The 12,914-nt window shown below is 50.1% G+C and carries 8 protein-coding genes and 2 pseudogenes; 3 read left to right on the top strand and 7 right to left on the bottom strand.

The features are described from left to right. Window positions 1-257: 257 nt before the first annotated feature. The 3 genes and pseudogenes from C8J48_RS07845 to C8J48_RS19350 all read right to left on the bottom strand — a co-directional run. A complete protein-coding gene (locus C8J48_RS07845) occupies window positions 258-1,334 on the bottom strand; it encodes a TauD/TfdA family dioxygenase (RefSeq protein WP_245891096.1) in 1,077 nt (358 codons plus the stop codon). A 30-nt stretch (window positions 1,335-1,364) separates the two neighbouring features. Beyond that, the gene (locus C8J48_RS07850; protein WP_107725747.1) at window positions 1,365-1,580 is read right to left on the bottom strand and encodes a YheC/YheD family protein; all 216 of its coding nucleotides are present in this window, start codon (window positions 1,578-1,580) and stop codon (window positions 1,365-1,367) included. A gap of 49 nt (window positions 1,581-1,629) precedes the next feature. Continuing rightward, window positions 1,630-2,112 (bottom strand): annotated as a pseudogene (locus tag C8J48_RS19350) (YheC/YheD family protein); the annotation flags it as partial. 216 nt (window positions 2,113-2,328) lie between these two features. Here C8J48_RS19350 and C8J48_RS07860 point away from each other — a divergent pair. Next, a complete protein-coding gene (locus C8J48_RS07860; protein ID WP_107725749.1) occupies window positions 2,329-3,066 on the top strand; it encodes a YheC/YheD family protein in 738 nt (245 codons plus the stop codon). A 68-nt stretch (window positions 3,067-3,134) separates the two neighbouring features. Here the strand turns inward: C8J48_RS07860 and comJ are convergent, their stop codons facing one another. After that, window positions 3,135-3,629, bottom strand: a complete 495-nt coding sequence (comJ, locus tag C8J48_RS07865; protein WP_170105285.1) for a competence protein ComJ — start codon at window positions 3,627-3,629, stop codon at window positions 3,135-3,137. A 100-nt stretch (window positions 3,630-3,729) separates the two neighbouring features. Next, on the bottom strand, window positions 3,730-3,975 hold the full coding sequence (locus tag C8J48_RS07870) for a hypothetical protein (protein ID WP_107725751.1): 246 nt from the start codon (window positions 3,973-3,975) through the stop codon (window positions 3,730-3,732). Window positions 3,976-4,185: 210 nt separating this feature from the next. On the opposite strand from C8J48_RS07870, the gene C8J48_RS07875 reads away from it, so the two are divergent. Continuing rightward, window positions 4,186-5,544: a helix-turn-helix domain-containing protein gene (locus C8J48_RS07875; protein WP_107725752.1), complete on the top strand. Its 1,359-nt coding sequence runs from the start codon at window positions 4,186-4,188 to the stop codon at window positions 5,542-5,544. Between the two features lie 49 nt (window positions 5,545-5,593). Here C8J48_RS07875 and C8J48_RS07880 read toward each other — a convergent pair whose 3' ends face one another. Both C8J48_RS07880 and gltB read right to left on the bottom strand, forming a co-directional pair. After that, window positions 5,594-7,069, bottom strand: a complete 1,476-nt coding sequence (locus C8J48_RS07880) for a glutamate synthase subunit beta (RefSeq protein WP_107725753.1) — start codon at window positions 7,067-7,069, stop codon at window positions 5,594-5,596. Window positions 7,070-7,085: 16 nt separating this feature from the next. Beyond that, window positions 7,086-11,674: pseudogene (gene gltB / locus C8J48_RS07885) on the bottom strand (glutamate synthase large subunit). Window positions 11,675-11,829: 155 nt separating this feature from the next. Here gltB and gltC point away from each other — a divergent pair. After that, a complete protein-coding gene (gene gltC, locus C8J48_RS07890; protein WP_107725754.1) occupies window positions 11,830-12,735 on the top strand; it encodes a glutamate biosynthesis transcriptional regulator GltC in 906 nt (301 codons plus the stop codon). The last annotated feature ends 179 nt before the right edge of the window (window positions 12,736-12,914 follow it).

A 12,914-nucleotide genomic window follows, 5' to 3' on the forward strand; every position in this document is an offset into this window, starting at 1 on the left:
ATTGACCCTCCCGATATTTAATCTGTTGAGGCAAAAGGGAAAATAAAAGCCCTCTATCCATCCCCTTGGATGAAAGAGGGCCTCCGTTGGTTCGGTCAGCCGAAAGTCGGATGTTCAAAAGGTGCCGGACATCGCCTTGATTGATGCCAAATAGATCCCATTTTCCAACACCCATAAAATTAAGTGGAATAGTAGGTTTTGTGCCTACCATTTTAAGATAAATCAAGGCTATTGTCAAGAGAAAACCGAAAGGGCGGTTAATCGATTACAACCGGTTTGGAAGCCTGGAGTGAAGTTGAATTCCCATTTTTAATGGATTCTACATATAATGGGGAACACACATATCCTCCCTGTCCACGACTAAAACTAGAACGATGAAAATCGACTACGGTAAACATTCGCTGTAACCAACGATCCTTGCCGTCATAGCGAGGTGTAAACGTGGTTCGCGCATGAGCGACCAGGCGGTTATCCATAATCAGTAAATCGCCGGGATTGAGTTGAAAACCGATCCCCACATGCAATAATGCATTTCGCAATGTATCCAACGCCCATTTCGCTTCTCGGTTGACTGCCTCCATGGAGCTAAAGTGAACACACATCTGCGGCTCAAGCAGACTGCCGCTCAAGACTGGTAAAACAACGCTGTAATCCTCCCCCGTGATATTGAAGGAAGAAGAGGGGGATAAGCGATAAAGCGGCTGCCGCAATAGAGTAAGAGCGGTACTGGGAATGGTGTGCAACACTTCCCGAACGGATGCGGTCAGAGTCTGCGCAACTCTATCATGGTCAGCGCGCAAACCGATTAGAGACAGGTAATCCGGTTGATAGGGATGAAAACCATCCTCTGTATGATAATTGAGATGGTTAGAGCTAGTATTTTCTTGCCTTTTTTCCTGTCCTTTTACCGGACAGACATTTTGAATCAACAAACCCGCTTTTTCATCCTCATAAGCGATCGGTTCGCCCAAGAACAGCAAAAACTGCAATAAACAATATTCACTGACAAAAGTGGATTTATCCGCAGGAAAGCCACCATCGGCCGGTGTTGCGGGCAATTCGGCATCTGTAGGCAGGTTGCGGAACATGATCACTCCGTAACGGTTCGGTTCGCGGCGGAAACGGACCAGATGCTCGACTAAACGTGATGGAAGTTGTTGTGCCGCCACTTGAATTTGGGTTAACGTTTCATTCTCCATTCGCCGAACATCGAGTGCAGGGAGCGATTCAATGATGCGAGCCACTGCTTCCTTTTCTTCTTCTGTCAACGAGACAATGTAATTTTGCAGCCCTGACACTTCTTCCGCTTTTCGATACAAAATCTGATCAGCCACAACGATAAACCTCCTCTAGATTAAAACTGTTCAACGGTAACCCCGATAAATCACACGCTTATTTTTGATAATGCGACGATACATCGTCTTATCGCGCAACAGACGGAATGTACTACAAGCGGGACTGGTGTTCACTTCCAAAATCCATAACTTCCCCTTCTGGTCTACTGCAATATCGACCCCCAATTCCCGTATCCCGGGAAAGCGAGCATCCAACACCCGTGATGAAACATGAGAGAGAGTCAATCTTTTGCATCATTTTAGCGGCTTTTTCACCGCGATAAAGCTGATGCAATACCTGAGGGACGGGTGCGGGTTTAGCCCCTTGATGATAATTGGTTAAAAACCGTCCCCGTGAAGCCACACGAACTACTTTCCCTGAAACGACCCAACGATTTTTCGGCTTCTGCATAAAGACGCGAATATCGAAAGCGCGTCCGTTTACACGGGATAATGAGACCCCCTGTTGGATTAAATATCTGTGAGAGGGATTGGTAATTTCGCAAAGCATCGGTGTCAATGCCTTCGGATGAACGACACTTCGGTTTCTTCCCCACTCTACTTTCATCTTTGATTCCGACAAGCGCCGAACACGAATAATTCCATGTCCGCCGCTACCCTTATCCGGTTTTATAAATAGAGTAGAGTATCGCTTGAGCATGCTTCGCAGCTCAGATTCCCGGAGCTGTCTCGTTTGCGGTAGATGTCGGTTCAACCGGGAGTCCCGGCTCATTACTCCATACTTCAACAGCTTTCCTTTCACTCTTCGAACTGGCATGATTTATCATCCATTCTATTTTTGAAGTTATGTCTCATCGTATGTTTGTAGAGTAGAAATTGATTGATGGAAAAACCTAATTTCAAAATAGAAAAGAAGATTAAATAACGTATTTTTTGGGTTCGGCCTGTGGACATCTACACTTCCAGACTCGATTGATTCTCGATATGATACATCGAACCGACTTCATAAATCGCACGGGACGGTGTTCTTACCATGAGTATCATCAGCAAAATGGGAAACGTAAAACTGCTCAAGAAAAAACCACATACATCCGCATCGATTCCCGTCACTCGCTTTTTATCCTTTTCATCCCTTCGCGCAATGCTTCTCCGTTTTCCCTCTGTCTATCTCAAACCGAACGATTGTTGCCACGGGAAGGGAATTATCCGGGTGGACCGCCTACCCAAAGGTCGATTCAAGATGCGGATCCGTGATACAAAAAGAACATCCCACCGTGCCAATCTGTCCAAGGTCTGGTCCCTGTTTCAACGTGTCCGTATGAACCGCTATTATGTCGTCCAACAAGGCATTGAAAGTGTGACAAAAAAAGGGGTTCCTTTTGATATTCGCGCCCATGTCTTGCGTGTGGACGGAGAGTGGAAAGTGGCGGGACTGGTCGGCAGAGTTGCACGTTCCAAAAGTATTGTCACCAATCGGCACAGCGGTGGAAAACCGCGTTTTATCGATCACTTACTCACCAAAGATCTCGGGTACTCACCGGAAGAAAAGGAAAAAGTGATTCAGACAATGGAGAATCTGGCGAAACAATCCGCCGAAACCATCAGCCGAGCCTATCCCCGTTGGTATGAATTAGGAGTCGATCTAGGAATCGATCGTCAGCGCCATGTTTGGATCTATGAAGTAAACATTACCCCCGGTTTTACTTCTTTCTCCCAAGTGGACCCAGAAGCGCGACAACGTATCTTGTCCTGGCGTAAAAAAGCCAAATGAGCGTAAAAAAGAAAAAACCCAGAATCTCCAAAAAGGGATACTGGGTTTTCGCTTATTTTGGGAGTCTGTTAAATCGCCGGTTCCGCCACCATCACAAGGGAATCAGGCGAGGAAAGCGCTGCATCCTGTTTTAAAATTCGCGCTTGAGGTGAATCACTGGGAACAAAGACAAGTTCATAGCGTACACGATACAACCCGCTACCGGAATCCTGCTCCAACGGAATCGCATGAAACACCAACTCGTAACGATTTTGGGGTACTTCATACTGAAGCTCAGTGGACAACACACTAGCCACACTGATTGTTTCGTCCCAAGCGGTAAAAGGTACGATAATGGAACGAATCGCATCATCATTTTCCACCACTCGCTCAGCTATGCGCACCCATATTTCACAAGTGGAATCGGACAAGGCTCCAAAGGAGACAGAGCCGTCCATCCAAGCAAATCCCTGCCTGACATGATCCTCCGTCCAATCGGGGTAAGGCGTCTTTATCTCCGAATTAAACACGGCCAATTGTGAATATGAAATGGTGATTTCCTGTATACTCCAATCTCGATTCAAACTAGTCACCCCTTTGATCCGGACAGATCCTTCATCCGCTTTACCCCCATCGTAGCCAACAAGCACAGGGAAAATCAAGAGTGGGTTGAGCATCTTTCGGTTACGGACGTTCTACAAAAGTGCCTCTGTCAATTAACATTCGATGTTGTTTTTGCGCATCCTGCAATTCTCCCCAGATCTCATCAATCGCCTGGAGATGTCCCGCCTCCTGAGCCCGACGCAACTGACGGCGTAGGGGCGCTACCACCCGGCTTTCATACAAATCGCTCTCCTTGATTCTCTTTTTTTGTCGAACTGGTTTTTGGACCTGTCGCTCACTTGTTTTCCGTTTCTTTTTTTTCGCCACCCACCCTCACCCCTCAGGTAAAGTTGATGTATGTTATGCGACAGAGCCCATCACCGACACTTCCCGGTTGTCATGGAACAGGATATTCTACATCATCCGCAGAAAAAATAGGATAGGAAAACGCATCCCAACCAATGATACGTACTATTTCCATATTACGTTTGATAAGATAGAATAAGTGAAACACTTGGTGAAGAAAGGCTGAGGTTTATGAAAAAATTGGAGATTCATGAGCTGGGTGAAGTGATCCGAAAGGTACGAAAAGATCGCGGGTTGCGATTGGAGGATTTGGCTGACGACAATATCTCTCCTGCAACGATCAGCAACATTGAACGGGGTATGCCCCATGTCAGCAAAGATAAAGCATATTATCTTTTAAAAAAACTAGAGATTGATGCTGACCAATTACCTAATCTGATGATGGACGAGCAAGAACAGTTAAAAGAGTTGTCTATCCAGTTACGTCTGGCACAATCACGATTGGAATTTGGAGAAGCGAATGAGGCACTCCATCTGTTAAATAGGCTGGAGTTGGAGGATCGGCATCCATTTTCAGCGGAAATTCAATATCTCAGGGGATGTTGTTATGTAAAGCGGGGTAATATGAAACGAGCGGAACGCGCCTTTCAAAAAGGTCTCCATTTGGCCCAATATGCCTCCGCGGAAAGCAATATTGAAGCCCGCTGTCACCTTGAGTTGGGTCTGTGCGCATTTGGGAGCAATGAGCTAGAACACGCCCTGCGCCACATGGATAGCGGTATTCGCTCCTACCACCCGGTCGCCCCCCCTCAACCGGTATGGTATCAGTTACATTGCAATCGAGCCGTTTGTCTGGAACAGCTGGGCCGATTGACGGAAAGTATGCAAGTCGTAAGTGAACACTGGAATTCCCTCACAGATGCTGATGAGGTCCAAATGATCCTTACCTTTTATCGGCTTCGCTCTGAGCTTTCCCGTCGGCTCAAGATGTGGGATGAAGCGTTGCAATTCGCCTATGAGGGAGAAGCGATTGCACGCCGAAACCATAATCTTTCCTCTATGTTTACCTTTTGGACCGTCATTGGCACAGTACACATGGACCGACAAGAGTGGGATAAAGCGGAGGAAAGTTTTAAAACCGCCCTTCTATGTGAACAAAAACCATTACCTACAGAGGATAAACCCAGCTATGCCCATACCTACGCTCTTCTCAGTGTGCTATTGATGCAACAGGACCAGTCAAAAGAAGCATACACCATGATCGAAAAAGCGATTCAATACGGGGAAGAGGATCACGACGCGCTTCACTTGATCCAGGCGTTGATCATTCAAGGTCATTTTTATCAATCCCACGATAAGCGTGACCAAGCCATTCAGAGCTATCGACAGGCGCTATCCCTGTCACAAAAGCATGGGTATAAAAAACAGATTTATCGTACCCTTCACCTGCTCGCGCAATGCTGGGACGGTAGGGACGAGCGGGAATTCCAAAACTGCATGCGTGAAATCTATCGCATTCAAAAAGAGATCCAGCCTGCGGAAGAATGGTTTAGCGATCCACTCACTCCTGAGAAGACGATAGGTAACTAAACCCCACGCAAAAAAGCCGGCCGATTGGCCGACTTTTTTATCCATATCTTTATGGCAAGCGAGTAGTTCCCATCAGATAGCGGTCACATTCGCGAGCGGCTTCTCGTCCTTCATGGATCGCCCATACGATCAAGCTTTGACCGCGACGAACATCACCGGCGGCAAACACACCCTCCAGGTTGGTGGTGTATTGGCCGTATTCCGCTTTCACTTTCCGTCTTTTATGCTCAAGATCGGATCCGACCAAGATCGAATCTTCCGCTCCCTCAAATCCGATGGCGAGCAAAACGAGTTGGGTGGGCCACACTTTTTCCGATCCAGGAATATCGCGGAAGGTGTATCCTCCGTTTTCAGCGGGAATCTTTTCCGCTTCCACGGTATGCAGTTCCTTGACATGGCCGTTTTCGTCTCCGACAATCCGCTTGGTGATAATAGAATACTGGCGCGGATCGCGTCCAAATTGCGCCGTTGCTTCTTCATAGGCGTAATCCAGCGTAAAGACAAAGGGATACTCCGGCCAGGGATTGTCTTCGCTTCGCTCATCCGGCTGACGGGGATGGCGGCCGAATTGGACGACACTGTTGCAACGCTGCCGCAGAGCGGTAGCAACACAGTCCGCACCGGTATCTCCACCGCCGATGACGATGACATCCTTACCTGTGGCGTTAATATTAGCCTCATAGTTGGCATCCAACAACGCCTTCGTCGATTGGGTTAGATACGGCATTGCCAGATGAATTCCATCTAGCTTCCGTCCTTCAATCGGCAATTCCCGGTGTTTTTGTGCACCCGTACATACGATGACCGCATCGTAATCGTTCTGCAATTGCTCCATCGTAATATCGTTGCCGATTTCCGTATTGGTGACAAAAGCGATGCCCTCTTCCCGCAAGAGATTGACACGGCGATCGACCAAGCTTTTTTCCAGCTTCATATTGGGAATGCCATACATCAGCAGGCCGCCGATACGATCATCCCGTTCATAGACTGATACAGTATGGCCAGCACGGTTTAATTGGTCTGCCGCCGCCAAGCCTGCAGGGCCTGAACCGATGATGGCGACCCGTTTTCCCGTACGGGTCTGCGGCGGTTCTGGAACAATCCAACCCTCGGCAAAGCCCCGGTCAATAATCTCCCGCTCGATACTTTTAATGGCTACTGCGGGATCATTGATGGCAACCGTACAAGCCCCCTCACAGGGAGCCGGGCAGACACGCCCGGTAAATTCAGGGAAGTTGTTGGTGTGTAACAATCGCTCCAACGCTTCCTTCCAGCGCCCCCGGTAAACAAGATCATTCCATTCCGGAATCAGATTGTACAGCGGACAACCGGAATCTTTTCCATCGATCAGAATTCCCGTGTGGCAGAAGGGAGTGCCACAATCCATACAGCGTGCCCCTTGTTTTCTCAGTTCTGCTTCCGCCATCGGCAATTGGTACTCATTCCAATCCCCGATCCGCGTCCGCGGGTCCCGCTCCTCTGCCGTTTTTCGGTCATATTCCATAAATCCCGTCGTTTTCCCCATTCGCCACTCCCCTCCTTCACGTTAGTACCGGTTGTCGGGACGGGGGTGCGGCATCGCCTTTGGTCTTTTGTTCAAAAGCCGTAGCGATCGCTTCCTCCCGCTCCATCCCGCTTTGAATCAATCGCTCGATCAGATCCAGCATCTGTTTGTAATCCCGTGGGATCACCTTGACCAGATGGCGTACCGACGACTCCCAGTTGGATAGGACACGCTGTCCCTGTGAGCTACCGGTATGAACCACATGCCGGTGGACTAGCTCTCGGACCGACTCCGCTTCTTCCAGATCGCGAATGCCTTCCAACCACACGAGCTCCCGGTTGCAGCGATCGGCAAAGGCATCAAAATCGTTTGCCAATACATAGGCGACTCCGCCCGACATTCCAGCAGCAAAGTTTTTCCCGACGGGACCGAGAATGACCACGCGTCCTCCCGTCATATACTCACAGCCGTGATCGCCTACACCCTCGACAACAGCTTGAACCCCACTGTTACGTACACAAAACCGTTCTCCCGCCATCCCTTGGATATACGCTTCCCCGGCGGATGCGCCATAAAAGGCCACATTACCGATTACCACGTTTTCTTCCGGTACAAAAGTAGAGACGCGCGGCGGACGGCAATCTTGCCGCCGGAAAGCCCTTTGCCCACATAATCGTTGGCATCCCCTTCCAATGTTAAGGAGACCCCTTTGGGCAGGAATGCACCAAAGCTTTGTCCTGCTGATCCTTTGAAGTTCAGGCGAATCGTATCCTCCGGCAGTCCTTCCGCTCCAAAGCGTTTGGTCACCTCACTGCCGAGAAGGGTTCCGGTCACACGGTCGGTGCTCTGAATCGACAGGGTCGCTTCAACCCGCTCTTTCTTTTCCAGTGCCGGCAGGCACAATGGGACTAAGCGGCTACGATCCAACGCCTCATCCAGATGATGATCCTGTTCTTTTTTACCGTAGTCTCCTACTTCCAGAGGCATATTGGGTTGATAGAGTAGCGGTGCCAAGTCGAGGTATTTCGCTTTCCAGTGAGATTTTACACGTTCGTGCGCCTGTAAGACATCGCTACGTCCAATCATTTCATCCATGGTGCGGAATCCGAGTTGAGCCATGATCTCCCGTACTTCCTGGGCGACAAACTGCATAAAGTTCACCACATGGTCCGGATTGCCCTTAAATTTATTGCGCAACTCCGGGTTTTGCGTGGCAACGCCCACCGGGCAGGTATCCAAGTGGCAAGCCCGCATCATGATACAGCCCAGTACCACCAGCGGCGCTGTTGAAAATCCGTACTCCTCGGCCCCGAGGAGTGCAGCCACCACCACATCCCGTCCAGTCATCATCTTCCCGTCCGTCTCCAGGGTGACCCGATCGCGTAACCGGTTTAAGAGCAAGGTTTGGTGGGCCTCCGATAAACCCAGCTCCCACGGCAAGCCCGCATGTTTGATACTGGTGCGGGGTGAGGCTCCGGTTCCCCCTTCGTAACCGCTGATGACGATTACATCGGCCAGTCCTTTGGCTACACCGGCGGCGATAGTGCCTACACCTGGTTTGGATACTAGCTTCACACTGATTTTGGCAGCTGGGTTGGCGTTTTTTAAATCATGGATCAGCTGCGCCAAATCTTCAATCGAGTAAATATCGTGATGGGGTGGTGGGGAAATTAGTCCCACCCCCGGCGTTGACCCCCGTACTTCCGCAATCCAGGGATACACTTTATTCCCCGGCAATTGGCCGCCTTCACCCGGCTTTGCTCCCTGCGCCATTTTTATCTGAATTTCATTGGCATGGGTCAAGTAGTGGCTAGATACTCCAAATCGACCCGATGCCACCTGTTTGATGGAACTGCGGCGCCAATCTCCGTTTTTATCACGGGTGAAACGGTCGGGAAACTCTCCCCCTTCCCCGCTGTTGCTCTTCCCACCGATACGGTTCATGGCGATCGCCAGCGCTTCATGTGCCTCCCCGCTCAACGCACCATACGACATCGCACCGGTTTTAAAGCGACGAAAGATGGATTCCACCGGCTCTACCTCAGCCAGTGGGACGGGATCTCGTCCGCTGTCAAAGTCGAGCAATCCCCGCAAAAAGGCCAAGTTTTCCTCATCCACCATGTGGGAATAGCGGCGAAAAGTTTCATAATCCCCTTTGCGGCATGCCTGTTGCAACGTGTGAATGGTGACAGGAGCAAAGGCATGATATTCCCCGTTACGTCGCCATTGGAAATCGCTGCCCGGCTCCAAACCGTAATCGCGGTGCTCCCGTCCGTGATAAGCCGCTTGATGGCGCATCAGCATCTCTTGCGCAATCACATCCACACCGATTCCGCCAATTTGCGAGCTGGTCCGGGTAAAATAACGATCGATTACATCCTGGGCAATGCCGATCGCCTCAAAAATTTGCGCACCACGGTAACTTTGAATGGTGGCGATCCCCACCTTGGACATCACTTTCACAATCCCATCGGTCGCCGAGCGCAGATATTCTTTTTCCGCCTGAGCTTCCGTAAAGTCGGCAATGGCGCCTTCCCGCACCATTTTGCGCAAGGAAGCCAACGCCAGATACGGATTGATCGCATCGGCTCCATACCCCAACAGCATCGCCAGTTGATGCACATCTCGTGCTTCCCCTGTCTCCACAATCAGACTGACACGAGTACGGGTGCCGTTTCGCACCAGATGGTGATGCAACCCGCTTACCGCCAACAATGTCGGAATCGGCGCCTGAGCGGCATTCACCCCCTGATCGGATAAAAACAGAAGTGTGCAACCGTCTTCAATCGCTTGATCCGCTTTAGCAAACAAGTCCGTCAACGCCGCTTCCATCGCTTTTGCTCCCTGTTGGGCGTCAAACAGAATGCTTAATGTGCGGGAACGAAATTCCGGATGGGGATTGCTACGCAATTTGGCGCAATCGGTATCGGAAATGATCGGCGTGCGCAACCGAATGCGACGGCAGTGTTCCGGCTGCGGGTCCAGCAGATTACCTTCTGCCCCCAGATTGGTCAAGGTGGAGGTGACACACGCTTCCCGGATCGCATCGATCGGCGGGTTGGTCACCTGCGCAAAGGACTGTTTAAAGTAGTTGTACAACAGTTGGGGACGATCAGACAATATCGCCAACGGCGTATCGTTTCCCATCGAACCGATCGGATCTTTCCCTTCCGTCACCATCGGAGCCAAGTTTTTCGTCAGCTCCTCATAGGTGTAACCATACGCTTGCTGCAACTGCAGCAACTCATCATCATCCCACTCCGCTTGCCTCTTTTGCTCTGGCAGCTTTTCCACCGGTAACAGGTGGGTAACCAACCACTGGCGGTAGGGATGCTCCCGCGCAATCCGCTCTTTCAGCTCGTTATCATCAACGATGCGACCATCCACCAGATCGGCCAACAACATCCGCCCCGGCTCCAAGCGTCCTTTGCGAGCGATTCGATCCTCCGCTACATCGACCACACCTACTTCCGAGGAGAAGATTAAGGTGCCGTCCGTCGTCTCATAGTAGCGGGCCGGTCGCAACCCATTTCGATCCAACACTGCCCCGATTTGGCGGCCATCGGAAAAGGCGATCGCCGTCGGACCGTCCCACGGTTCCATCAGACAGCTGTGGTATTCATAAAACGCTTTCCGCAACGGATTGGCCATATGCACATTTTGATCCCACGGCTCCGGAATCATCATCATCGCCACATGGGGTAACGAACGCCCGGACAATGCCAAAAACTCAAAACAGTTGTCCAGGATCGAGGAATCGCTTCCCTCCAAGTTCATCACAGGCAACACATGCTTTAAGTCATCGCCGAAGGCGTCCGTGGCAAACATTTTCTCCCGAGCCAACATCCAGTTGACATTTCCGCGTAAGGTGTTGATTTCCCCGTTATGCAAGAGGTAACGGTTGGGATGGGCTCGTTCCCAGCTGGGAAATGTATTGGTGCTAAAGCGATTGTGCACCATGGAAAAAAGAGAGGTAAACGACGGATTTTTAAGATCCAGGTAAAAGGCATCCACTTGGTGTGGGGTTAACAACCCCTTATATACGATGGTACGGCTGGAGAGGCTGACCACATAAACGTCATCGCTCACCACTTTTTCAAACCGTTTTCGAATGAGATACAATCTTCGTTCAAAGGCGAGCGAGCTCTCCCACTCCCCTTCCGCGCCGATAAATACCTGGCGGATAAACGGTTGACTGTCACGGGCGGTTTTCCCAATCGCTTCAGGATCAACGGGGACATCGCGCCAACCCAACAACCGTTTGTTCTCTTCAGCGACAATCGCCTCCAACTGCTGTTCAACCTGCTTACGACGTTCCGAATCCTGGGGCAAAAAGAGCATGCCTACCCCATAACGGCCCAATTCCGGCAAGTTAATGCCTGCCTTCCCACACTCTTTCTGAAAATAATCATGGGGAAGTTGCAGCATAATACCGGCCCCATCGCCGGTTTCCGGATCCTGTTGTCCTCCGCGGTGCACCATTCGGCGCAAGATTTCCAATCCTTGCTTCACAATGGTATGGGATGGATTGTTGCGAAGATTGGCGACAAAACCGATTCCACAGGCATCGTGTTCAAATCCCGGATCGTAAAGCCCTTGTTTTTGTGGAAACTCGTGACGGGCCATAGCACTCACCTCTCATCAATTAGAAATTCCAATAAGAATCCCTTTTCCATGTCACGAAGTTAGTGGTTCTAATTGTAATTGCGGTAATCAATAGTAACAATATATAATTAAGATATAAACGATCTCAATATGAGATGGATAGGGAGGGAAGCGCGATGGAATGGAGGCAAATTCAGTATTTTATCGAAGTGGCTCGCCGCGAACATGTAACCGAAGCCTCCCACGCTCTACATGTGGCCCAATCCGCAGTAAGCCGCCAGATTGCCAACTTAGAAACAGAGTTGGGTGTCCGCCTGTTTGTGCGGGAAGGGCGCAATGTCCGCCTCACCCCTCTCGGACGCATCTTTTTGGAACATGCGGAAGCGGCGATGCGGGAAATCGAGAAAGCAAAGCAGGAGATTAATGAGTTTTTGGACCCTGAACGCGGAACCATCCGACTCGGTTTTCCCAGCAGCCTCGCTTCCCATATTTTGCCGACGGTAATCTCCTCCTTTCGCGCCCGCTATCCCCACATCGGGTTTCAACTACGACAAGGCGCCTTTCACCATTTAATCGATAGTGTGGTCAAAGGCGAGGTGGAATTGGCTTTTATCGCGCCCGTACCGACAGACAAGGGCGAATACCAAGGGCACATCTTTTTCTCGGAAAAACTAGTCGCCCTTCTCCCCACCAATCACGAATTGGCCGACCAACCCGCCTTACGCCTCGATCAGTTGCAGCATCAATCTTTTGTCCTGTTCCCTTCCGGATTTGTTCTCAATCGCTTGGTCGTCAACGCTTGCAAACAAATGGGTTTTGAACCGAAGGTTTCGTTTGAGGGCGAGGATATTGACGCAATCAAAGGTCTGGTTGCCGCCGGATTGGGAGTTACCCTTCTACCGGAAATCACCTTAATGGATCGCGTACCCCGGGGTACGGTCAAAATTGCCGTCAGCGAACCGGAACTAAACCGCACCGTCGGTGTCATCATTCCCACCAACCGAGATTTGCCCCCCTCAGAAAAACTGTTTTACGAATTCCTACAGGAATTCTTCACCAACTTAAATCAATTCCGAGACTAGCGATGTTGAATGTCATATTTATTCACATTCATTTTAGAGAAAGGTACCGTTGTTAACCCTTCACTTGATGACAAAACCCTTTGAAACGCCCATACTCACCCTTAAAACATTCCGTGGTGATTGAGTTTCTTCCTATTATATAGGGCGATTTTCGACGATAACTGATCATCATCTTTATG

This window comes from Desmospora activa DSM 45169, from assembly GCF_003046315.1.
GTDB lineage: Bacteria > Bacillota > Bacilli > Thermoactinomycetales > DSM-45169 > Desmospora > Desmospora activa.